24 protein-coding genes are annotated in these 20639 nt (G+C 60.7%); 13 read left to right on the forward strand and 11 right to left on the reverse strand.

Features of this window, described 5'->3' with window-relative positions; genetic code table 11:
- Nucleotides 1-105 precede the first annotated feature (105 nt).
- Nucleotides 106-477: a YajD family HNH nuclease gene (locus tag CAF77_RS21100; protein WP_007944009.1), complete on the reverse strand. Its 372-nt coding sequence runs from the start codon at nucleotides 475-477 to the stop codon at nucleotides 106-108.
- Nucleotides 478-525: 48 nt separating this feature from the next.
- Nucleotides 526-1212, reverse strand: coding sequence for a hypothetical protein (locus CAF77_RS21105; RefSeq protein ID WP_011332930.1), 687 nt, complete (start codon nucleotides 1210-1212; stop codon nucleotides 526-528).
- Between the two features lie 80 nt (nucleotides 1213-1292).
- Here CAF77_RS21105 and CAF77_RS21110 point away from each other — a divergent pair, with 80 nt between their 5' ends.
- Complete coding sequence (locus tag CAF77_RS21110; RefSeq protein WP_085655502.1) at nucleotides 1293-1577, forward strand: hypothetical protein; 285 nt, start codon at nucleotides 1293-1295, stop codon at nucleotides 1575-1577.
- Here the strand turns inward: CAF77_RS21110 and CAF77_RS21115 are convergent.
- Together CAF77_RS21115 and CAF77_RS21120 are read right to left on the reverse strand one after the other, a co-directional pair.
- Nucleotides 1574-2047: a cyclic nucleotide-binding domain-containing protein gene (locus CAF77_RS21115; protein ID WP_007956482.1), complete on the reverse strand. Its 474-nt coding sequence runs from the start codon at nucleotides 2045-2047 to the stop codon at nucleotides 1574-1576. The two genes, CAF77_RS21110 and CAF77_RS21115, sit on opposite strands and share 4 nt — an antisense overlap.
- A 139-nt stretch (nucleotides 2048-2186) precedes the next feature.
- On the reverse strand, nucleotides 2187-4241 hold the full coding sequence (locus CAF77_RS21120) for a S9 family peptidase (RefSeq protein ID WP_064383138.1): 2055 nt from the start codon (nucleotides 4239-4241) through the stop codon (nucleotides 2187-2189).
- A 99-nt stretch (nucleotides 4242-4340) separates the two neighbouring features.
- Between CAF77_RS21120 and CAF77_RS21125 the strand changes: the two genes are divergently transcribed.
- From CAF77_RS21125 to CAF77_RS21135, 3 genes are read left to right on the forward strand one after another with little or no spacing between them, the layout of a single operon-like run.
- Nucleotides 4341-4841: a hypothetical protein gene (locus tag CAF77_RS21125; RefSeq protein WP_064383140.1), complete on the forward strand. Its 501-nt coding sequence runs from the start codon at nucleotides 4341-4343 to the stop codon at nucleotides 4839-4841.
- A 16-nt stretch (nucleotides 4842-4857) separates the two neighbouring features.
- Nucleotides 4858-5634, forward strand: coding sequence for a class II glutamine amidotransferase (locus CAF77_RS21130; RefSeq protein WP_025110635.1), 777 nt, complete (start codon nucleotides 4858-4860; stop codon nucleotides 5632-5634).
- Nucleotides 5635-5647: 13 nt separating this feature from the next.
- Entirely contained in the window at nucleotides 5648-6190 is a 543-nt protein-coding gene (locus tag CAF77_RS21135; RefSeq protein ID WP_007956487.1) for a DUF2937 family protein, read from the forward strand.
- 133 nt (nucleotides 6191-6323) lie between these two features.
- Here CAF77_RS21135 and CAF77_RS21140 read toward each other — a convergent pair whose 3' ends face one another.
- Nucleotides 6324-7235 carry a LysR family transcriptional regulator gene (locus CAF77_RS21140; RefSeq protein ID WP_085655501.1) on the reverse strand — a complete coding sequence of 304 codons (912 nt, stop codon included), beginning with the start codon at nucleotides 7233-7235 and terminating at the stop codon, nucleotides 6324-6326.
- A 146-nt stretch (nucleotides 7236-7381) separates the two neighbouring features.
- Here CAF77_RS21140 and CAF77_RS21145 point away from each other — a divergent pair, with 146 nt between their 5' ends.
- From CAF77_RS21145 to CAF77_RS21160, 4 genes are all read left to right on the forward strand, one after another.
- Entirely contained in the window at nucleotides 7382-8668 is a 1287-nt protein-coding gene (locus CAF77_RS21145; RefSeq protein ID WP_085655500.1) for an MFS transporter, read from the forward strand.
- A 61-nt stretch (nucleotides 8669-8729) separates the two neighbouring features.
- Nucleotides 8730-9482, forward strand: a complete 753-nt coding sequence (locus tag CAF77_RS21150) for a 5-oxoprolinase subunit PxpA (RefSeq protein WP_064383145.1) — start codon at nucleotides 8730-8732, stop codon at nucleotides 9480-9482.
- Nucleotides 9479-10183 carry a 5-oxoprolinase subunit PxpB gene (gene pxpB / locus CAF77_RS21155; protein ID WP_085655499.1) on the forward strand — a complete coding sequence of 235 codons (705 nt, stop codon included), beginning with the start codon at nucleotides 9479-9481 and terminating at the stop codon, nucleotides 10181-10183. The genes CAF77_RS21150 and pxpB overlap by 4 nt, the downstream gene beginning before the upstream one ends.
- Entirely contained in the window at nucleotides 10180-11103 is a 924-nt protein-coding gene (locus CAF77_RS21160) for a biotin-dependent carboxyltransferase family protein (protein ID WP_085655498.1), read from the forward strand. Before pxpB ends, CAF77_RS21160 begins: the two co-directional genes overlap by 4 nt.
- Before the next feature lie 115 nt (nucleotides 11104-11218).
- Here CAF77_RS21160 and CAF77_RS21165 read toward each other — a convergent pair whose 3' ends face one another.
- Both CAF77_RS21165 and CAF77_RS21170 read right to left on the reverse strand, forming a co-directional pair.
- Complete coding sequence (locus CAF77_RS21165) at nucleotides 11219-12397, reverse strand: VWA domain-containing protein (protein WP_007956512.1); 1179 nt, start codon at nucleotides 12395-12397, stop codon at nucleotides 11219-11221.
- A 12-nt stretch (nucleotides 12398-12409) separates the two neighbouring features.
- Entirely contained in the window at nucleotides 12410-13255 is an 846-nt protein-coding gene (locus CAF77_RS21170; protein WP_007911294.1) for a MoxR family ATPase, read from the reverse strand.
- Between the two features lie 200 nt (nucleotides 13256-13455).
- Here CAF77_RS21170 and CAF77_RS21175 point away from each other — a divergent pair, with 200 nt between their 5' ends.
- Nucleotides 13456-13686 carry a DUF4160 domain-containing protein gene (locus CAF77_RS21175; RefSeq protein ID WP_064383150.1) on the forward strand — a complete coding sequence of 77 codons (231 nt, stop codon included), beginning with the start codon at nucleotides 13456-13458 and terminating at the stop codon, nucleotides 13684-13686.
- Entirely contained in the window at nucleotides 13674-14174 is a 501-nt protein-coding gene (locus tag CAF77_RS21180; RefSeq protein WP_064383152.1) for a helix-turn-helix domain-containing protein, read from the forward strand. The genes CAF77_RS21175 and CAF77_RS21180 overlap by 13 nt, the downstream gene beginning before the upstream one ends.
- On the opposite strand, the gene CAF77_RS21185 is transcribed toward CAF77_RS21180, so the two are convergent.
- A complete protein-coding gene (locus CAF77_RS21185) occupies nucleotides 14171-15247 on the reverse strand; it encodes a DUF748 domain-containing protein (RefSeq protein WP_064383154.1) in 1077 nt (358 codons plus the stop codon). The two genes, CAF77_RS21180 and CAF77_RS21185, sit on opposite strands and share 4 nt — an antisense overlap.
- Nucleotides 15248-15375: 128 nt before the next feature.
- On the opposite strand from CAF77_RS21185, the gene cysK reads away from it, so the two are divergent.
- Both cysK and CAF77_RS21195 read left to right on the forward strand, forming a co-directional pair.
- A complete protein-coding gene (gene cysK, locus CAF77_RS21190) occupies nucleotides 15376-16350 on the forward strand; it encodes a cysteine synthase A (RefSeq protein ID WP_064383157.1) in 975 nt (324 codons plus the stop codon).
- A gap of 187 nt (nucleotides 16351-16537) precedes the next feature.
- The gene (locus tag CAF77_RS21195) at nucleotides 16538-17476 is read left to right on the forward strand and encodes an aspartyl/asparaginyl beta-hydroxylase domain-containing protein (protein ID WP_064383158.1); all 939 of its coding nucleotides are present in this window, start codon (nucleotides 16538-16540) and stop codon (nucleotides 17474-17476) included.
- Nucleotides 17477-17532: 56 nt separating this feature from the next.
- On the opposite strand, the gene CAF77_RS21200 is transcribed toward CAF77_RS21195, so the two are convergent.
- Together CAF77_RS21200 and CAF77_RS21205 are read right to left on the reverse strand one after the other, a co-directional pair.
- Nucleotides 17533-17733 (reverse strand): hypothetical protein, encoded by a 201-nt coding sequence (locus CAF77_RS21200; protein ID WP_084777050.1) that lies wholly within the window; start codon nucleotides 17731-17733, stop codon nucleotides 17533-17535.
- Complete coding sequence (locus tag CAF77_RS21205; RefSeq protein WP_085655497.1) at nucleotides 17730-18275, reverse strand: hypothetical protein; 546 nt, start codon at nucleotides 18273-18275, stop codon at nucleotides 17730-17732. Before CAF77_RS21205 ends, CAF77_RS21200 begins: the two co-directional genes overlap by 4 nt.
- A gap of 450 nt (nucleotides 18276-18725) precedes the next feature.
- Here CAF77_RS21205 and CAF77_RS21210 point away from each other — a divergent pair, with 450 nt between their 5' ends.
- A complete protein-coding gene (locus tag CAF77_RS21210; protein WP_064383162.1) occupies nucleotides 18726-19589 on the forward strand; it encodes a DMT family transporter in 864 nt (287 codons plus the stop codon).
- A 58-nt stretch (nucleotides 19590-19647) separates the two neighbouring features.
- On the opposite strand, the gene CAF77_RS21215 is transcribed toward CAF77_RS21210, so the two are convergent.
- Entirely contained in the window at nucleotides 19648-20556 is a 909-nt protein-coding gene (locus CAF77_RS21215) for a DMT family transporter (RefSeq protein WP_011332947.1), read from the reverse strand.
- Nucleotides 20557-20639 lie beyond the last annotated feature (83 nt).

The following is a 20639-nucleotide window of genomic DNA, read 5'->3' on the forward strand; positions in this document are numbered from 1 at the left end:
GCTCTGCGTGGGAATGCCTCAATGGACGCTCTGCGTCCGCTTTGGGACGCGGAGCGTCCCGGGCTGCATTCCCACGCGGAGCGTGGGAACGATCGGAGTGGTGGCTCAGTCTTCTTTCTTCATCAACCCGGCCAAGGCAGCAAAAGGGTTATGCGTAGCCTTGGCGATTTTCGGCGTGCTCAGCGAGCCTTCGCCAAAGTACTGCTGGTCGGTATAGCGCGAGTGTTCGTTGTCGTGGCAGTACAGGCACAGCAGTTCCCAGTTGGAACCGTCCTGCGGGTTGTTGTCGTGGTTGTGGTCACGGTGGTGCACAGTCAGCTCGCTCAGGCGCTTGCCGGAAAACTCACGGGCGCAGCGGCCGCACACGTGCGGGTACATCTTCAGGGCCTTGTCGCGGTAGCCCATTTCCTTGTCGCGCTGGTTGTCGGCGAGGATGCGATCCAGCTTCGAAGTGTTGGTCGGGGTGGACGAACTCATGGGTTCACCTTTGCAGAAGACTAATGACGGTTAGGGGGCAAGTTTAGCTCAGCCCTTGAGCTTCTCGGCAATCCAGATCGTGTGGCGCGTGCCCTTGTTGCCGTGGGCGAAGACCTGCACTTCCTCGGCCTTGAAACCGGCTTTCTTCAATTTGTCGGAAAACTGCCGGTCGGCGCTGGCCGACCATACCGCGAGCACGCCTTTGGGCCGCATCGCTTTGGCGCACGCGGCCAGGCCTGCGGCGGAATACAGCCAGCTGTTGGCCTTCTGGGTCAGGCCTTCGGGGCCGTTGTCGACGTCGAGCATGATCGCGTCGAAGCCGTTCGGCTCGCTTTGCAGCACCTTGGCCACGTCTTCCTGACGGATCACCGTGCGCGGATCGAGCAACGGACGTCCGGACTTTTCACCGAGCGGACCACGGTTCCACTCGACCACGCCGGGCACCAGTTCGGCGACCACCACTTCGGCGCTCTTGCCCAGATGCTTGAGCGCCGAGGCGAGGGTGAAGCCCATGCCCAGACCGCCGATCAACACCCGCGAGTTCGGCCGGCCGGCGACCTTGCGGCACGGGATCTCGGCCAGCGCATCTTCGGAACCGTGCATGCGGGTGTTCATCAATTGGCCGCCGTCGCCGCCCTGGATCTTGATGACGAAGTCCTCGCCATACTCGAACAGGCACAGGGCGCCGCCGTTGTCAGGGATCGGCGTGGTGTCGAGCAGAACGAAACGTTTCATGGAAATCTCTACAGGGGGGGAAGGCAAGCCGGCGCGTTGGGAGTAGCCTGAAGGCAGACTTCAGGCCAACGGAGCCCTTGATGAAGCGCACCATTCTAACGGTCATTACCCTGGCCGCGCTCTCGATAACTGCCGTACAGGCGCAACAGACGATTCCCGTCAGCCCGACACCGCAACCGGGCTCTCCCGGCACGGCGACGCCAACCCCGTATCCGCAGATCAGTCCTGTGCCGATTCCCAAGGCCGGCCCCGGCAGTGGCGGCCCGCCGCTGGTGCCGATCGAAATGCCCAGCCCGCCAACCAAGGATCAGCCCTTGCCGGGCCTGGAACAGAACGAGAGTAAACCCAAATCTCCGGGGGGCTAGATCTGCTGGGCGGCGAGCTGGCCGTCGGCCATGCGCAGGCGTTTGGACAGGGAGACGGCGAGGGCGCGGATGATCTTGGCGGCGATCTTCGGCGCGTCATTGAGCATTTTTTCCAGTGAGTCCTTGCCGAGGTTGAGCAACTGACAGTTGCTCGCCGCCACGCAGGTCGCCGAGCGGCGCTCGCCGTCGAGTACGGCCATTTCGCCGAACGCCCGGCCGCTGCGCAGGGTGGCCATGGTCACGACCTGACCGTCGCCACCGGTTTTCTGCACGGCCACCTGGCCGGTGTGGATGATGCACATGAAACTGCCGGCATCGCCTTCGCGAAAGATCGCTTCGCCTTCTGCCACGGTGCTGATGCTGAAGTAGCCCGAGGCAGCGGCAAAATCCGCCAGTTGCAATTGATCGAACAGGCCGCAGTCCATCAGCCAGTCGCGGATTTCGTTGTTCAGTAGGGTTGGTTCTGACATGTCGTCACAGTCTTTTTGTTTTCACGGTTTCCGCGCGTTACACATTCCTTGTGGGAGCGGGCTTGTCCGCTCCCACAGGGTTCTATGTGTATCGGCTCTTAATGTCTGGAATTAAGACCCAAGTGACCGGCGGAGTTCCTCAGGCGATGCCCAGAACCTTGAAAACAAATGCATATTCGAGCGCTACGTCACGTAATCCCTGATAACGCCCACTCATGCCGCCGTGGCCGGCGCCCAGTTCGGTCTTGAGCAGCAATGGATTGTCATCGGTCTTGGTCGCGCGCAATTTCGCCACCCACTTGGCCGCTTCCCAATACTGCACGCGGCTGTCGTTGTAGCCGGCGATCACCAGTGTTGCGGGATACGCCTGCGCGGTGACGTTTTCGTACGGCGCGTAGGCCTTGATCCGCTCGTAGACCTCCGGTTCTTCCGGGTTGCCCCACTCGTCGTATTCGGTGACGGTCAGCGGCAGATCCGGGTCGAGCATGGTATTGAGCACGTCGACGAACGGCACTTCGGCAATCGCCGCGCCGAACAGATCCGGACGCTGGTTGAGCACCGCGCCGATCAGCAAGCCACCGGCGCTGCCGCCGCTGATCGCCAGCTGTGGCGCGGTGGTGATGCCGTTGAGGATCAGGAATTCGGCACAGGCAATGAAGTCGCTGAAGGTGTTGTGCTTGTGCTCCTGCTTGCCGGCGCGGTACCAGGCTTCGCCCAGTTCACCACCGCCGCGAACGTGGGCGATGGCGAATGCCATGCCGCGATCCAGCAGGCTCAGGCGGGCGTGGGAGAACCACGGATCGAGGCTTGAACCGTAGGCGCCGTAACCGTAGAGGTACAGCGGCACTGCTTTGCCGACCATTTCCCGTTTCATCACCAGACTGATCGGCACCTGGGTGCCATCCGGCGCAGTCGCCCACAGGCGCTGGCTGACGTAGGCGTCGGCGTCGAACGGGCCGAGCACCGGGGTTTCCTTGAGGACGGTCTGTTCACCGGTGGCGAGGATCAGTTGCCGAACCTGAGCCGGACGATTCAGCGCTTCATAGCGCAGGCGAATGCGGTCGCTTTCGAATTCCAGGCTGTTTTGCACATAGAGGCTGTAGGCCGCGTCCGGTAATTGCACGCGATAAGGCGCCAGACCGTGTGGGCGAACTTCGATGATCGGCAGACCACCTTCACGCAGGCTCAGGGTCAGGGCTTCGGCGTTGAGGGTCACGCCATCGAGCATCACAGAGTCGCTGTGGGGAATCAGGTTCTGCCAGTCGGCTTCGCTCGGCGTGATGCCGGTGTCCGGCGCTTGATACAGGGCGAAGTTGATGCCATCGCGGTTGGTGCGGATGAACCAGGTCCACTCGCCATCGAGCTTGCCGTGATCGACGTCGTATTCGTGATCCTCGACCCGTGGCGCCAGGCAAGTGAACGGCTGCTGCGGCTGATTGGCGTCCAGTGCCCAGACTTCGCTGGTGGTCTTGCTGCCCAGCGACAACAGCAATTGCTGCTCGGAGCTGGCGCGGTAGCAATGCAGGAAGAAACGCCCGTCCGGTTCGTGGAATACCTCTTCGGCGGCGGTGCCGTCCAGGCGGTAGCGGAACAGTTTGTGCGGGCGATGGGTGTCGTCGAGCACGCCGAAGAACAGCGTCAGGCTGTCATTGGCCCAGGTCATGCTGCCATCGCAGTCCTGGAATTCCAGTTCGCTGACGCGCTCGCTGGATAATTCCTTCACGAACAGCGTGTAAATCTCGTCGCCCGAGGCATCGACGCTGTAGGCCAGACGCTGGTGATCCGGGCTGATGCTGAAGGCGCCGAGGGAGAAAAAGCCGCCGTTGGCCAGCGCGTTCGGGTCGAGCAGCAGCTGTTCGCGGCTTTCGTCGAGGGTCAGGCTGTCGTCGGCCGGACGCGGGCAGCGGTAGTGACGGGCGTATTCGTCACCTGCGGTGGTGCGGGTGTAATACAGGTACGGGCCCCATGGCGAGGGGAGGGACAGGTCGGTTTCGAGGATCCGGCCCTTGATCTCTTCGAACAGGGTTTCGCGCAGCTCGGCCTGATCGGCGGTCTGCGCCTGCTGGTAGTCGTTTTCAGCCTTGAGGTAGTCGAGCACCGCGTCGGTGTCGCGTTCCTGCAGCCAGGCGTACGGGTCGTGACCGGCGGCCTTGTGGGCAATCGGGGCGCTGCTGACGTTGGCGGATACGGGCATGGAAAGCTCTCGGACATGACAAATAAGGGCCGCACGGACGGCGGGGAAGCCTGACGTGCGAAAAGTCGTTACTATAAGCGCCTCTTTGCCTGCCTTGCCATGGACACCATGACCGAGAACGACTATCTGATCGCCTGGGGCCTTTACGCCTTTGCCGCCGTGGGCTGCCTGCTGGTGTGGATGCGCATGACCCGCTGGATGTGGCGCTGGCTGCGCGAGCCGCTGCGTGTGCTGATGGCGGTGTTGCTGTTCAGCCCGACCATCATTGACCCGGTGAAGGAAAAATTCGCCCCGGCCATCGCCATCACCGCGCTGGATCTGGCGTTCAAGGTCGGTAACAACGCCTGGCGCGCCATTTCCGAACTGCTCATGTACGCCATGATCGCGTTCGGCCTGTACCTGATTTTCGTGCTGATCCGTTTCCCGATCGAGCGCGCTTCGAACGCTCGCAAGGAACAGGCCGAAGCGGCTCGCGCAGCCGCCCGTGCCGAAGATGAGCGTGATGCCGATCAACCGTTCGGCGGCGCCGGCGATGACCGCTACGGTCGCCCGCCGGTACCGAGCAATCCGCAGCGCATGCGGGTCGAGCCGCGCCTGTAATCACGAGAGTCCGCACATGTGTGAATTACTGGGCATGAGTGCCAACGTGCCGACCGACATCGTGTTCAGCTTCACCGGGTTGATGCAGCGCGGTGGTCGCACCGGGCCACACCGCGACGGCTGGGGCATTGCCTTCTACGAAGGGCGCGGCTTGCGCCTGTTCCAGGACCCGGCGGCCAGCAGCGAGTCGGAAGTCGCCAATCTGGTGCAGCGCTATCCGATCAAGAGTGAAGTGGTCATCGGTCATATCCGTCAGGCCAACGTCGGCAAGGTCTGCCTGTCCAACACCCACCCGTTCGTCCGCGAACTGTGGGGGCGCAACTGGTGCTTCGCGCACAACGGCCAGCTCGCCGATTTCACCCCGATCAAAAGTTTCTACCGCCCGGTCGGCGACACCGACAGCGAAGCGGCATTCTGCGATTTGCTCAATCGCGTACGTGCAGCGTTTCCGGAACCGGTCGATATAGAGGTGCTGCTGCCGGATCTGGTCGCCGCGTGCGCCGAATACCGCAGCAAAGGCGTGTTCAACTGCCTGCTCAGCGACGGCGACTGGCTGTTCTGCTATTGCTCGACCAAACTGGCGCAGATCACCCGTCGTGCACCGTTTGGCCCGGCGCGGCTCAAGGACGTCGATGTGATCGTCGACTTCCAGGCCGAAACCACGCCCAACGACGTGGTGACGGTGATTGCCACCGAACCCTTGACCGAAAACGAAACCTGGACCCGCTACGAACCGGGCCAATGGAGCCTGTGGCGACGCGGCGAATGCGTCAGCCAAGGCACGACCGAATAAGGATTGCACCCCCATGTTGCTCAGTTATCTACGGCTGGTGTTGTTTGCGGCGGGCCTGTTGATCGGTGTCCAGGTGCCGGGCTTCATCAACGATTACGCCAAGCGGGTCGAAGCGCACCTGATCGAGGCGCAGACCGGTCTGCGCGGCTTCCAGGGCACCGCCGAGCAGTTCTTCAAAGGGGATATCCAGGCGCTGGTCGCCCACTATCGCGCCAGCGAAGACCCGGTGTTTCGCAGCGATGCCGACAGCTTGAGCACTTTGCTCAACCGTCAGCTGGCGCTGGACAAGCAATTCCAGGCGATGCAGGGCCCGTGGTACATCCGCTTCCTGCAGGTGGTGCTGGCCGCCGATCCGGACATCCGCAAGGAAACCTGGAATGGCTACAGCTACCAGATCCTGCTGACGCCTGAGGCGATGATCTGGGGCATGAGCGGCGCGTTGCTGCTGTCGTTCGGCCTGGAGTGCCTGTTCCGTCTGATCGACTGGGTGGTGCTGGGCGGCAAGCGCCTGCGCCAGAGCCGGCCGATCGAAGACCGGGATGTGCGCGGGCTCTGAGCCTTATGAAGATCGTTCCCACGTCGAGGCGTCGAACCGTCTGCGTGGGAATGCCTCAACGGACGCTCCGCGTTCGGCTTGCGAGGGACGCGGAGCGTCCCGGGCTGCATTCCCACGCAGAGCGTGGGAACGATCAACTTAGAACGATGTAATCCTTGCCCACCTTGCGCGCATATTCCTCCAGCACCTGCTGACACAGCGTCACAATCTCCTCGACCCATTCCCCACCGACCCGCCACGACACCACCACCTGCAGGTTCGGCGGGCGTTGTTCGATGTCGAGCAGGGTCAGTTCGCCCCGCGCCAGCTCCTCGGCCACCAGCACCGGCGGCAACGCGCCAATGCCGAACCCGTCGCGTAACAGCCGGGTAATCGCCGATACCGAATTCACACAGTTCAACCGTGGCGCCAACACACCTTGGGCCTGCATCAACGCCAGGATGTCCTGGTGCGGCCGGGAGTTTTTCGAGTAGGTGATGATCCGTTCCAGGGCCAGGTCGGCGAGGCTTTGGTAATCACGGTTGTAGATCGAGTTGCTGGCGACGATCCAGCCGATGGGGTGGCTGGCCAGTTCCAGGCTGCGCACGCTTTCCTGGCGCACCAGATCGGTTTGCAGGATCAGATCGAGAAAGCCTTTTTGCAGCTGATCGCAGAGGTTCAGCGAGGTATCCGCCACCAGCTCGATTTCCACCCGTGGGTACAGATCGGTCATCTGCGCCACCAGCGGGCTGAGCCAGGTGTGGATCACCGTGTCCATCACCCCGATCCGTACCCGGCCGACCTTGCTCGATCGGGTCTCGATCGACTGCTTCAGCGCCTGCATCGTGTCGAGCATCTGCTCGGCATAGTCCAGCACTTTCAAACCTTCGGGCGTCAGGCTGACGCCGCGTGAATCACGCAGGAACAGCTTCACCCCGAGCTCGCCTTCGAGCACCGCGATCCGGCTGGAGATCGAGGCCTGGGTGGTGAACAGCTTGTCGGCGGTCAGGCGAAAACTTTTCAGCCGGGCGACCCAGACGAAGGTTTCGAGAAACTTCAGGTTCATGGCATCAAATTTTTCTTATGTCTTGGGCGGGTTTTTATTCGTTGGACGCGACCGGGTGAAGCACCCAAGAATCGACGCATCCGGTTCCCACGATAGGCGTCGTCGGAGCTTCGAACAAGACCAATAAAAGCCTGCGGAGACATGCCATGAGTGCGCCCGACACCCTCGACCTCCCCAAGACTGCGGCCCGTTCCGGCCCGTTCGACTGGTATCGCAACATCAATCAGCAGGAGCGCCGGACCTTCTGGAGCTGCAAGATCGGCTACGGTCTGGACGGCATGGACACCCAGATGCTCAGCTTCGTGGTGCCGACCCTGATCGCGATGTGGGGCATCACCACCGGCGAAGCCGGCCTGATCCACACCAGCACCCTGATCGCTTCGGCCATCGGCGGTTGGGTGGCGGGGATTCTCTCCGACCGCATCGGCCGCGTGCGCACCCTGCAACTGACGGTCCTGTGGTTTGCCTTCTTCACTTTCCTCTGCGGCTTCGCCCAGAACTACGAGCAACTGCTGATCGCCCGCACCCTGATGGGCTTCGGTTTCGGCGGTGAATGGACGGCGGGTGCAGTGCTGATCGGCGAAGTGATCCGCGCCAAGGACCGCGGCAAGGCGGTGGGCATGGTGCAATCCGGCTGGGCCTTGGGTTGGGGCCTGACGGCAATTCTCTATGCGCTGCTGTTCTCGGTGTTGCCACCGGAAGATGCCTGGCGCGCACTGTTCATCCTCGGCATCGTGCCGGCGGTGTTCGTGATTTTCGTCCGCCGTCTGGTGAAGGACCCGGAGATTTATCGTGAAGCCAAAGCCAAACAAACCCCGGAAAGCCCGTCGAAGTTCTACGAGATCTTCGCCCCCGGCATGCTCTTCACCACGATTCGCGCCTCGTTGCTGACCACCGGCGCCCTCGGCGGTTATTACGCGATTACCTCCTGGCTGCCGACTTTTCTGAAGAACGAACGCGGTTTGAGCGTACTTGGCACCGGCGGTTATCTGGCGATGGTGATCATCGGTTCCTACGCCGGGTATGTGATCAGCGCCTATTTGACCGACCTGCTGGGCCGCAAGAAGAACTTCATCCTGTTCGCGGTCGGCTCGTTCACAATCGTTCTGCTCTACACCCAATTGCCGGTCAGCAACGGCGTGATGTTGTGGCTGGGCTTCCCGCTGGGCTTCTTCGCCTCGGGGATTTTCAGTGGCATGGGCGCGTTTCTCACCGAGCTGTTTCCAACCCGGATTCGCGGTTCGGGGCAGGGCTTCTGCTACAACATCGGCCGGGCGCTGGCGGCATTGTTCCCGCTGCTGATCGGGCTGCTCAGCCAGAAAGTACCGCTTAGTGTAGGCATCGGTGCCTTTGCGGCGGTGTCCTACGGCGTGGTGATCCTCGCGGCGTTGAGCCTGCCGGAAACCCGTGGCAAGCAACTGGACGCGCAGTAACTGATAACCTGCGACAACTGTCCTACAGCACAAAAAGATAACAGCTACAGGAGTGTTCACCGTGAGCCGCCTGCTATTGAACTGTGACATCGGCGAGAGCTTCGGCAGCTGGACCATGGGTCTGGACGCGGAAGTCATGCCTTTCATCGATTGCGCCAACATTGCCTGCGGTTTTCACGCCGGCGACCCGGGCATCATGCGCAAGACCGTCAGCCTGGCCCTGAGCCACGGCGTGCAGATCGGCGCGCATCCGGCCTATCAGGATCTGGTGGGGTTCGGCCGGCGCTCCATGGCGTACACCGCCCAGGAACTGCAAGACATCCTGCATTACCAGATCGGCGCCCTCGACGGTATTTGCCGTGCCCAGGGTGGCAAAGTCAGTTACGTCAAACCCCACGGCGCGATGTACAACGACATGATGGCGAACCCGGCGCAGTTGCGCGCGGTGATTCAGGCCATCGCGGCTTACGATCGCAGCTTGCCGTTGATGCTGATGGCCACCCGCGACAACACGGCAGCCCAGCAACTCGGTGACGAATACGGTGTGACGCTGTGGTTCGAAGCCTTCGCCGACCGCGCCTACGACAGCGCCGGCCGACTGGTCTCGCGACAACTGCCGGGCGCGGTGCACCACGATTGCGAAACCATCATCGGGCAAGCGCTGACCATCGCCCGTGGCGACAACCTCACCGCCAGCGACGGCAGCGCGCTGCACCTGCAAGCCAACACTTTGTGCGTGCACGGCGACAACGCCAGTTCAGTGGCGGCCGTGCAGCGCATTCGTCAGGCCTTGAACGAGCAGAGCGCACCATGAATCCGCGGGTGGAAGTGGTGGCGCTGGATTGCCTGATGCTGCGCCTGTTCGATGAAATCGCCGAAGCCAACATGCCGTGGATGCTCGCCGCCAGCGAGCGGTTGCGCACGGTGTTCGGCGAACATCTGATCGATCTGGTGCCGTCGTACACCACGTTGATGGTGCATTACGACTTGACCGAATTGAATCCGAGTCAGGCCCGGGAATTGATTGCCGAAGCGCTGATCGACCTGTCGCCGAATGCGCGCACCGGCGGCCAGTGTCACCTGCTGCCGGTGTGGTACGACCTGAGCGTCGGCCCGGAATTGAGCCTGCTGTCGCAACGCAGCGGTTTGTCGGTGGAAGAAGTGATCCGCCGCCACAGTGCCCGTGAATATCAGGTGTTCGCGCTCGGATTCGCACCGGGGTTTGCCTTCATGGGCCTGGTGGAAGAAGTCCTCGCGGCACCGCGTCTGAATACCCCACGCAAGAAAGTCGCCGCCGGCAGCGTCGGCATCGCCGAACGGCAGACAGCGGCGTATCCGGTGGTCTCTCCCGGTGGCTGGAATCTGATCGGTCGCACGCCGGCAAAACTGTTCGACCGTGAACGCGATGGCTACAGCCTCATGCAGCCCGGCGATACCGTGCGTTTCGAAGCGGTGAGCCATGCCGAATTCATCCGCCTCGGCGGTGACGACACGCCTCTGGAGGCCCTCGCATGAGCCGACTGACGATTGAAGCGAGTACGCCGTTGTGCCTGTTGCAGGATGCCGGACGGTTTGGCGTGCGCCATCTGGGCGTGACCCAGGGCGGCGCGGCGGACTGGCGGTCGATGGCCTGGGCCAACTGGCTGCTGGGCAATGGCCTGGACTTGCCGGTAATCGAAATTACCCTCGGCGGGTTTACGGTGGTGGCTGGAGAAGAATGCTTGCTGGCATTGGCCGGCGCCGATCTTGGCGCGCAGATCGATGGCGAGGCATTGGCGCCGTGGCGCAGTTTCAAGCTGCGCAAAGGGCAGACCTTGAAGTTCACCCAGCCGTTGCTGGGCGCGCGGGCCTATCTGGCGGCGCCCGGCGGTTTCAGTGCGCCGCAAGTGTTGGGCAGCAGTGCCACGGTCGTGCGCGAAGAACTCGGCGGGCTCGATGGTTTTGGCCTGCCGCTGGCCAAGGGCGCTTCGCTGAGTTATCAGGGTGAAACCCTGTTGGTGCGCGAGGTGCCGGCGGAGCATCGACCGGATCTGCACCTCGACGCGCCGCTCGATCTGGTGCTCGGCGCGCAGATCGGTCAGTTCAGCGGGCAGAGCCTGTTCGATGCATTCAACCGTGCCTGGACGCTGGACAGTCGTGCCGATCGCATGGGCATTCGCTTGCTGGGCACTGCGTTGCAGTATCAAGGCCAGCCGATGATTTCCGAGGGCATTCCGCTGGGCGCGGTGCAGGTGCCGCCGGACGGGCAGCCGATCGTATTGCTCAATGATCGGCAGACCATTGGCGGCTATCCACGATTGGGCGCATTGACACCGTTGGCGCTGGCCCGCCTGGCACAGTGTCTGCCGGGGGCGAAGGTCAGGTTGCGCCCGGTGGTACAGGACGTCGCACACCGGGAACACGTCGAATATCTGCGCCAGTTCAAACAACGCTAAAAGCATCGCTGGCAAGCCAGCTCCCACAGTGTTCGGCGGTGCTCACAAGATTTGTGTTCACCTCGATCCCTGTGGGAGCTGGCTTGCCAGCGATGGCGTCAGTCCAGACAACGAATTACTTGGACAGAAACCGCATCCCTTCTTCCAGCCCGCGCAACGTCAACGGATACATCTGATCCTCGATCAAATCCCGCACGATATTCGTCGATGAGGTGTAGCCCCACGTATCTTTCGGGTACGGATTGATCCAGATGAGCTTCTTGTACTTCTCCATGAAGCGCTGCATCCACACGTAACCCGGCTCTTCGTTCCAGTGCTCGACGCTGCCGCCGGCCTGGGTGATTTCATAAGGCGCCATGGCGGCGTCACCGATGAAGATCACTTTGTAGTCGGCGCCGTACTTGTGCAGCAGGTCCTGGGTCGAGGTGCGCTCGGAGGTGCGGCGCATGTTGTTCTTCCACACCGACTCATAAATGAAGTTGTGGAAATAGAAGTACTCCAGATGCTTGAACTCGGTCTTGCAGGCCGAGAACAGTTCCTCGCAGATCTTCACGTGGGCGTCCATCGAGCCGCCGATGTCGAACAGCAGCAACAGCTTCACCGTGTTACGCCGTTCCGGGCGCATCTGGATGTTCAGCAGGCCGGCGTCCTTGGCGGTATGGTCGATGGTGCCGTCGATGTCCAACTCTTCCGCCGCGCCCTGACGCGCGAATTTGCGCAGGCGGCGCAGGGCGACCTTGATGTTGCGGGTGCCCAGTTCCACGGAGTCGTCGAGGTTCTTGTACTCGCGCTGATCCCAGACTTTCACCGCTTTGCCCTGGCGTTTGCCGGCATCGCCGACCCGAATGCCTTCCGGGTTGAAACCGCCGGAGCCGAACGGGCTGGTGCCGCCGGTGCCGATCCATTTGTTGCCGCCGGCGTGGCGTTCCTTCTGTTCTTCCAGGCGTTTCTTGAACTCTTCGATCAGCTTGTCCAGACCGCCGAGGGACTGGATCTGCGCGCGTTCCTCATCGGTCAGCGAGCGCTCGAATTCCTTGCGCAACCAGTCTTCGGGAATCAGCGCCTGCAAGTGATCGTCGAGCTTTTCCAGGCCATTGAAGTAGGCGCCGAACGCACGATCGAACTTGTCGAAATGCCGTTCGTCCTTCACCAGAATCGCCCGGGACAAGTAGTAGAACTCGTCCATGTCGGCGAAGGTCACGCGCTGTTTCAGCGCGTTGATCAGGTCGAGCAGCTCGCGCACCGACACCGGCACCTTGGCTGCACGCATTTCATTGAACAGGTTGAGCAACATGGCGTCAGCCTCTTAGCGGGTGCCGCGACGGCTCATGAACGCCAGGCGCTCAAGCAGTTGCACGTCCTGTTCGTTCTTCACCAGCGCACCGGCCAGCGGCGGGATGGCTTTGGTCGGATCGCGCTCGCGCAGAACGGCTTCGCCGATGTTGTCGGCCATCAGCAGCTTCAGCCAGTCCACCAGCTCGGAGGTCGAAGGCTTCTTCTTCAGGCCCGGCACCTTGCGCACGTCGAAGAACACGTCCAGCGCTTCGCTGACCAGATCCTTCTTGATGTCCGGGTAGTGCACGTCGACGATTTTCTGCAGGGTGGTGCGGTCAGGGAAGGCGATGTAGTGGAAGAAGCAGCGGCGCAGGAAGGCGTCCGGCAGCTCTTTCTCGTTGTTGGAGGTAATGATGATGATCGGACGCTTCTTGGCTTTGATGGTCTCGTCGATCTCGTAAACGTAGAACTCCATCTTGTCGAGTTCTTGCAGCAGGTCGTTGGGAAACTCGATGTCGGCCTTGTCGATTTCGTCGATCAGCAGAATGACCCGCTCTTCGGACTCGAACGCTTCCCAGAGCTTGCCCTTCTTCAGGTAGTTGCGCACGTCGTGGACTTTTTCATTGCCCAGTTGCGAGTCGCGCAGACGGCTGACCGCATCGTACTCGTACAGGCCCTGATGGGCCTTGGTGGTGGACTTGATGTGCCAGGTGATCAGCTTGGCGCCGAACGATTCGGCCAGTTGCTCGGCGAGCATGGTCTTGCCGGTGCCCGGTTCGCCCTTGACCAGCAGCGGCCGCTCCAGGGTGATGGCGGCGTTGACCGCCAGCTTCAGGTCATCGGTGGCGACGTAGGCCTGGGTGCCTTCGAACTTCATCTGCTAATCCTCGAACGGTAACGCCGACCTGAACGGGCAGGGCGGGGGCGAAATAATCGGATGCCCGACTATAACGCGCGGCCCGGTCGACTGTGAACGCAGACGGCTTATTCAGTCTCTGAATGGGGCGTCACATGTTGACTCAGTTTCGGCACGAGGCCAGTATTCAGGTATCGCCGATTTGGCGATAGCCTTCGGGCATGACTACCAAATACCGATTTCGCGATAAATACCGCATTCAGTTGCGCGAGAAGGATCACCCGCCACCCCATGTTCACCTGACCGGTGGCGGAGTGGATGTGATGCTGAGCCTGGAAACCGTCGAGGTCATGATGGGCAAGGCACCGCCACTGATCGTCAAGGAAGCGTTGGCGTGGGTTTCGGCCCATCAGACGCAATTGCTGGAGGACTGGAAACGATGTTACCCATGAAGCGGCCTAGATTGGCGGCGGTGCAGGCTATTGGCGATGCTTGTCTGTCGTTGACCTTTATTGATGGCCAACGGCTGAACCTGGACTTGAGCCGCGATCTGCAAACCTATCCGGGGCTCGCTCCGCTACTGGACGCTGAAGTGTTCGCAAGCGCTGAGTTGGGTGACGACGGCTGGAGCGTGGAGTGGCTGGAGCCGGATATCCAGATTGGTGCCGATACCTTGTACCGGGACGCGCTCGCGCAAAATGCGCCCGACGAAAACACACGGATTTTCATGGATTGGCGCGCTCGCACCGGTCTACCGTTGAATGAGGCGGCCGAAGCGCTGGGTGTCAGCGCCCGCAGCATCAGTCGCTACAGTAATGGTCGGGAAGCGGTGCCGCGATCATTGGCCCTGGCCTGTCTGGGTTGGGATTCGTTGCAGGAGAAGCCTGCACTGATCGCGGCAGAGGATACCGGGCACTACATCGTCAACCGAAAAACTTAGCCCGCATCCGGCTTCGGCCGTTCATACCGGGCATTGAAGGCCTGGATGAACCCATTGCGCAAAATCTGCAAAAACGCTTCGAACGCGTTGATATCTTGCTGATGCACGCTGCCGCTGAGTTCGACGCGGGTGGCGAACTGGTTCTTGCCCTGGTTTTTCAGCACGGTTTCCGTGCCGCCGACCAGTGCTTCCCAGATCGAACGGAAGATCCCCTTGTTCTTGTTCTCGACATCTTGCTGCCAGTTGAACACGTCCACGTCGCGCAGCAGCGGTTTGATGTAGCCCTTGAGCTGGCCCTTGTTGGCGGCGGCTTCGATGACCACGTCGCCGTGGCCGGCGTTGAAGTCGAATTTGCCATAGGCCGAGGCGAAGTCGTTCATGCGCTTGAGTTCGATGTCGCGGGCCCGCAGGCGAAATTCGAAGTCTTCGAAATCGCTCAAGGGGTCGAAGGTGGCTGTGGTTTCCAGCGGGGCATGCCCCAGCAGCAGGGCCTTGCCTTCGAAGCGAGCGTCGCGTTTGCCCTCCTTGTCGACCACGTTGGTCAGGTTGTAAATGCTGGCGTCGACGTTGGTTGCATTCATGTTTACCGGTGGTTTGGAGTTGAAGTTGCGAAAGCTGATCCGCCCATCGCTGATCTGCACTTCGTCGAGCGTGATAGGCAACAGTTTGCCCAGTTGCTCACGCCAGTCGGTGCCCTGACCGGTCTGGGAGTTCTGCTTGTTGGCACCACCATCGACGAAGTTAACCTGAGGTTTAAAGAATTTAACCTGTGCCACGACAGCATGGTCGTACCAAAGCGAGTGCCAACTGACAGACAGGTCGATAACCGGCGCATCGACGAATGGCACCGGCACCTTGCCGTCGGCCTTGACGATTTTCAGGCCATTGATCTTGTAGGCCCCGCGCCAGAGCGCCAGGTCCACGTCGGTGATCTGGCCGCGGTAATCGCCCATGTTGGCCAGTTTGTCATTCAGATAGTCGCGCACCAGATAGGGCAGGGCGATGTGCAGGGCGATCAGCAGAACAACGGTGGTGGCAAGAGTCCACAACGGCCAGCGGTAGCGACGCTTCATGGCAATAGATCCCGGACGGTATAAGGCGGTTGACTGCCGCCTGCCGCAGACGTTCGACCGAACTGGACTGACAAAGGCAACAGGCTTACCTTGGAGAGCTGAATTCAACGCTGCACAAGGACCCAGCCATGAGCCGTATTTTTGCTGACAATGCCCATTCCATCGGCAACACGCCGCTGGTGCAGATCAACCGCATCGCGCCCCGTGGCGTGACCATTCTGGCCAAGATCGAAGGTCGCAACCCGGGCTACTCGGTCAAGTGCCGGATCGGTGCCAACATGATCTGGGACGCCGAAAGCAGCGGCAAACTCAAGCCGGGCATGACCATCGTCGAGCCGACCTCCGGTAACACCGGCATCGGCCTGGCCTTCGTGGCGGCCGCTCGCGGCTACAAATTGCTGCTGACCATGCCGGCCTCGATGAGCATCGAACGGCGCAAGGTGCTCAAGGCGCTGGGTGCGGAACTGGTGTTGACCGAGCCAGCCAAAGGCATGAAGGGCGCGATCGAAAAGGCCGCGGAGATCGTCGCCAGCGATGCCGGCAAATATTTTATGCCGGCCCAGTTCGATAACCCGGCCAACCCGGCCATTCACGAAAAAACCACCGGTCCGGAAATCTGGAACGACACCGACGGTGCAGTCGATGTGCTGGTAGCGGGCGTCGGCACTGGAGGAACCATCACCGGCGTGTCGCGGTATATCAAGAATACGGCGGGCAAACCGATTCTGTCGGTGGCGGTGGAGCCGGTGTCTTCGCCGGTGATTACCCAGGCGCTGGCGGGCGAAGAGATCAAGCCGAGCCCGCACAAGATTCAGGGCATCGGCGCCGGGTTCGTGCCGAAGAACCTTGATCTGTCGATGGTTGACCGGGTCGAGCTGGTGACGGATGACGAGTCCAAGGCCATGGCGCTGCGCCTGATGCAGGAAGAAGGGATCCTGTGCGGCATTTCCTGCGGTGCGGCCATGTCGGTGGCGGTGCGTCTGGCGGAGACCCCGGAAATGCAGGGCAAGACCATTGTGGTGGTGCTGCCCGACTCCGGTGAGCGTTATCTGTCGAGCATGCTTTTCAGTGATCTGTTCACCGATCAGGAGAACCAGCAGTAAGGGGCGCGTTGATTCAGGTCAGCCAGGGTTCAGGATCGTTATGTTAATAAGTGCTTTGTTGCGCAATTCTTAACACTGAATCTTGAGTCGGGCGGGTTTTTCCCGGAGCCGGTAGTGTTTATCATGGCCGGCCGCCATCTCGGGCAAATGACGTGGCGTGGCGTTGTCTTATTTCAAGGAGTTGTTGATGACCTTTTCGTTAGCCGCCAAGGTGTCGGTGTTGCTGCTGTTTGTGGGCAGCATCCTCTACGTGCATTTGCGCGGCAAGGCGCGTTTGCCGGTGCTGCGGCAGTTCGTCAACCATTCGGCGCTATTTGCCCCGTACAACGCCTTGATGTACTTGTTCTCGGGCGTGCCATCCAAACCGTATCTGGATCGCAGCAAATTCCCTGAACTGGACGTGTTGCGCGATAACTGGGAAACCATTCGCGACGAAGCCATGCATCTGTTCGACGAGGGCTACATCCGCGCGGCCGAGAAGAACAATGACGCCGGTTTCGGCTCGTTCTTCAAGAAAGGCTGGAAGCGTTTCTACCTCAAGTGGTACGACAAACCGCTGCCTTCGGCCGAAACCCTGTGCCCGAAAACCGTGGCGTTGGTCAGTGCCATTCCCAACGTCAAAGGCGCGATGTTCGCGCTGTTGCCGGGTGGAAGTCATTTGAACCCGCACCGCGATCCGTTCGCCGGTTCCCTGCGTTATCACCTGGGCCTTTCGACGCCGAACTCCGACGACTGCCGGATTTTCGTCGACGGTCAGGTCTACGCCTGGCGCGACGGTGAAGACGTGATGTTCGACGAGACCTACGTGCACTGGGTTAAAAATGAAACCGAACAAACCCGCGTCATCCTGTTCTGCGACATCGAGCGGCCGTTGAGCAACCGCCTGATGACCCGCATCAACCGCTTCATCAGCGCCTGGCTGGGCCGCGCCACGGCACCGCAGAACCTCGACGACGAACGTGTTGGCGGGATCAACCAGGCTTATGCGTGGAGCAAGAGTTTCAGCGACAAGTTCAGTGGTGCGGTCAAACAGTGGAAACGCCGCAATCCAAAGACCTACCGCGTAATGCGGCCGGTGCTGGCGGTGGTGGTGTTGACGTTGCTGGGGTATTGGCTATTTGGTTGAGGCTGGATTTAAAAGCATAAAAAACCGCTCGTTTGAGCGGTTTTTTGTCTTCGGAATCAGGGACGGCCAGCAAGTAAGCTTGGTTCATCGATAGCGGTGCCGGTAGCAATGATCTGTAGGAGCCGTCGTTGACTGGCTGTCAGAACCGTTGGATCAGATTCACCCCTTATTGCATGCACTTTTTTCTTTCTGGGGGATTTTTTTATTTCTTTGCGCATATTCCCACCTTGGCTGATCAATATTTGAGCGTTTTTCACAATACTAGGCTCCCTACTGTTTTGACAAGGCGACCCTCGTTATCCAAACCGAAGCCGAGCTGTTCGTAAATTGGTAGTGCTCCCTGGAATGGTTCTTGAGCCTCGATCAAGCTACTGCCAATGATGCGGGCGTATTGCTCAATTGCCAGAACGGATAGCGGTGCAACACGGTTCTTCAATGGATGTGTTTCTCTTGGCCGCCCCTCCAGTCGTACGATTCGGATGCGTTGTCGACTTTTATTCGGGTTGGCAAAGCAAAGTCCGCACAGTTCAGATTCAAACCAGATTGCGATGTCGAGAGCGAGAGGTTCGCGCGCTTTCCATCCAATGACTTCTTCCCATGAAAAATGCGGGCTCTCCCAACACTCAAAAGCACTCAGCGCCAACGAGTCGATGGGTTCGAAACGTACTTTCGAAAGGTCAAGCGTTGTGGGACCAGCCATCTCCAGGTCAATCTGGAGTTGAGTCGTGGCAAGGCGGGCAAGCTTCCTGGCTTGCGATTTGTACAACTGATACCGCAGATGATTACGTTCCCTTGGCATATGATCTCGCGCATTCCATGTCCCCCATCAATGGTCGTTGCAATTGCAAACGAGCCTATGCGCCTGCCTCCTGCCTGTCGCTACTGGCCCTTTGTCCAATTCATTGCAATCCATGTCGCGGGCTGGTTATAGTCGGCGCTCGTGAGTCCCACGACTCACCTTTCAACCCTTCAAAAAAGATCAGCCCAGATGCCTGCATCCCTCATCAACGCGGTAGTCGATTCAGCGGTCAACGCTGGCGTCGTGCCGTGCGGGAATCAGCAGCCTGTGCAGATCAGTCATTACCCTCCACCTGTCAGTAGCACGCCGGTGTGCGCAGTCGTATCACCGCCGGGCGTTGGTGTTTCGGGCTGATCAGCGTTATCTGCTGACCCCTGTGCCCGCCTGAAAAAACCTACTGAATTTCAGCTTCGGCTGAGTTGGCTATTTGCCTGACTACAGGTGGTATTCATGTTTGTCCTTTCGAAAAAGTCCGCGCTCGCGGCGGCGTCCACGAGCCTGTTCGTTCTGCTGTGGAGCAGCGGGGCGATCTTCTCCAAGTGGGGGCTGGCCCACGCTTCGCCCTTTGCCTTTTTGCTGATCCGTTTTGTGATTGCCCTGTGCGGGCTGGTGCTGCTGGTGCCGTTGCTCAAGCTGAAACTGCCCAAGGGCGGCAAGCCGATGCTGTACGCGATGGCTACCGGGGTGGTGCTGTTGGGGGCTTATCAGATTTTCTATCTGCTGGCGCTGGACCTGAAGGTCACGCCCGGAGTGATGGCGACCATCATGGGCGTGCAGCCGATCCTCACGGTGGTGATCATGGAGCGGCAGCGCTCGGCGAGCCGGATCTTTGGTCTGGCGTTGGGATTGGCCGGTCTGATCATGGTGGTTTATCAGGGCATCGGTCTGGCCGGGATGTCGCTGGCGGGGATGTTGTTCGGGCTGCTGGCGCTGGCGAGCATGACCTTCGGCTCGATCATGCAGAAACGCATCACCGACAATCCCCTCGGCACGCTGCCGGTGCAGTACTTGGCCGGTCTGCTGCTGTGCGGGATTTTCGTGCCGTTCCAGCCGTTTCACTTCGAGCACAGCGCCGGTTTCATCGTGCCGGTGTTGTGGATGGGGCTGGTGGTTTCCGTGCTGGCGACGTTGCTGCTGTATCGACTGATCGCGCGGGGCAATCTGGTGAATGTCACCAGTCTGTTCTATCTGGTGCCGGCCGTGACGGCGGTGATGGACTACCTGATCTTCGGCAATCGTCTGGCGGCGTTGAGCGTGCTGGGGATGCTGTTGATCATCGTCGGTCTGGTGTTTGTGTTCCGTAAGTCGGCGTAGACCGCCGCGCATGAAAAAGGCCCGGGAGGAAACTCCCGGGCCTTCGTGCATCTGCAAATCAGCGAGTGGCGATTTCTGCCGGTTTCACCGCCGCCGGTTTCAACACCAGCCACAGCGCAATGGCGATCAACACCCCGCCATACACGTGGGCCATCGACAGCGGCTCATCGAGAAACAGCGCCCCCCACAACACGCCGAACGGCGGAATCATGAAGGTCACGGTCATCGACTTCACCGGCCCGATGGAGCTCAGCAGGCGGAAGTAAATGATGTAGGCAAACGCGGTGCAGCCCAGACCCAGGCCCAGCAGCGACAACCAGACACTCCAGCCGCCCCAGCTCACCGGCGGCGCAGTGATGACGCTGTAACCGAACAGCGGCAACAGAAACAGGGTCGCTCCGAGCATGCTGCCCAGCGCCGACAGACGGCTGTCGAGCCCGCCGGCCTGATCCAGCCAGCGTCGGGCGAGGAACCCGGCGAAGCCGTAGCAGGTGGTTGCGAGCAGACAGGCAACCGCACCCATCAGCAGCTGCAGATCGAAGGCGACCGGCCCGGCGCGAGTCAGCACGCCCACCCCGAGCAGGCCGAGGAACACCCCGGCCAGTTTGGCCAGCGTGAGTTTTTCACTGAAGAACAAACCGCCGATCAACACGCCCATCAACGGGGTGGTGGCGTTGAAGATTGCCGAATAACCGGCGGGCAGCACCTGAGCGGCGACGGAGTACAGCGTCGCCGGCACGCCGGAGTTGATCACGCCCAGCAGCATCACGGTCTTGAGCTTGCCTTTGAAATCCCAGCTGATACGCATCAGCCCGAGGATCACCAGCAGGCCGACGGCGGCAATCGAAACACGGAAAAATCCGGTGGGAATCGTACCGATCGCCGGAGCGATGATGCGCATGAACAGGAAGCTCGCGCCCCAGATGGCGGCCAGCGACAGCATGCGGAATATATCGACAGGGCTCACGGGCCACTCCTTCCTTGATCGGGACGAGAGTGTTGCCGAGGGCCCCGGCGATGGCAACCGCTAATCGGGCATTTAATCTTCTG

It is taken from the genome of Pseudomonas sp. R15(2017), from assembly GCF_002112685.1.
In the GTDB taxonomy this organism is placed as follows: Bacteria; Pseudomonadota; Gammaproteobacteria; order Pseudomonadales; family Pseudomonadaceae; genus Aquipseudomonas; species Aquipseudomonas glycinae.

Bases quoted from the DNA above. Each gene is read 5' to 3' on its own strand.
- CAF77_RS21100 (WP_007944009.1), bottom strand. From the start codon at position 477: ATGAGTTCGTCCACCCCGACCAACACTTCGAAGCTGGATCGCATCCTC.
- CAF77_RS21105 (WP_011332930.1), bottom strand. From the start codon at position 1,212: ATGAAACGTTTCGTTCTGCTCGACACCACGCCGATCCCTGACAACGGC.
- CAF77_RS21110 (WP_085655502.1), top strand. From the start codon at position 1,293: ATGAAGCGCACCATTCTAACGGTCATTACCCTGGCCGCGCTCTCGATA.
- CAF77_RS21115 (WP_007956482.1), bottom strand. From the start codon at position 2,047: ATGTCAGAACCAACCCTACTGAACAACGAAATCCGCGACTGGCTGATG.
- CAF77_RS21120 (WP_064383138.1), bottom strand. From the start codon at position 4,241: ATGCCCGTATCCGCCAACGTCAGCAGCGCCCCGATTGCCCACAAGGCC.
- CAF77_RS21125 (WP_064383140.1), top strand. From the start codon at position 4,341: ATGGACACCATGACCGAGAACGACTATCTGATCGCCTGGGGCCTTTAC.
- CAF77_RS21130 (WP_025110635.1), top strand. From the start codon at position 4,858: ATGTGTGAATTACTGGGCATGAGTGCCAACGTGCCGACCGACATCGTG.
- CAF77_RS21135 (WP_007956487.1), top strand. From the start codon at position 5,648: ATGTTGCTCAGTTATCTACGGCTGGTGTTGTTTGCGGCGGGCCTGTTG.
- CAF77_RS21140 (WP_085655501.1), bottom strand. From the start codon at position 7,235: ATGAACCTGAAGTTTCTCGAAACCTTCGTCTGGGTCGCCCGGCTGAAA.
- CAF77_RS21145 (WP_085655500.1), top strand. From the start codon at position 7,382: ATGAGTGCGCCCGACACCCTCGACCTCCCCAAGACTGCGGCCCGTTCC.
- pxpB (WP_085655499.1), top strand. From the start codon at position 9,479: ATGAATCCGCGGGTGGAAGTGGTGGCGCTGGATTGCCTGATGCTGCGC.
- CAF77_RS21160 (WP_085655498.1), top strand. From the start codon at position 10,180: ATGAGCCGACTGACGATTGAAGCGAGTACGCCGTTGTGCCTGTTGCAG.
- CAF77_RS21165 (WP_007956512.1), bottom strand. From the start codon at position 12,397: ATGTTGCTCAACCTGTTCAATGAAATGCGTGCAGCCAAGGTGCCGGTG.
- CAF77_RS21170 (WP_007911294.1), bottom strand. From the start codon at position 13,255: ATGAAGTTCGAAGGCACCCAGGCCTACGTCGCCACCGATGACCTGAAG.
- CAF77_RS21175 (WP_064383150.1), top strand. From the start codon at position 13,456: ATGACTACCAAATACCGATTTCGCGATAAATACCGCATTCAGTTGCGC.
- CAF77_RS21180 (WP_064383152.1), top strand. From the start codon at position 13,674: ATGTTACCCATGAAGCGGCCTAGATTGGCGGCGGTGCAGGCTATTGGC.
- CAF77_RS21185 (WP_064383154.1), bottom strand. From the start codon at position 15,247: ATGAAGCGTCGCTACCGCTGGCCGTTGTGGACTCTTGCCACCACCGTT.
- cysK (WP_064383157.1), top strand. From the start codon at position 15,376: ATGAGCCGTATTTTTGCTGACAATGCCCATTCCATCGGCAACACGCCG.
- CAF77_RS21195 (WP_064383158.1), top strand. From the start codon at position 16,538: ATGACCTTTTCGTTAGCCGCCAAGGTGTCGGTGTTGCTGCTGTTTGTG.
- CAF77_RS21205 (WP_085655497.1), bottom strand. From the start codon at position 18,275: ATGCCAAGGGAACGTAATCATCTGCGGTATCAGTTGTACAAATCGCAA.
- CAF77_RS21210 (WP_064383162.1), top strand. From the start codon at position 18,726: ATGTTTGTCCTTTCGAAAAAGTCCGCGCTCGCGGCGGCGTCCACGAGC.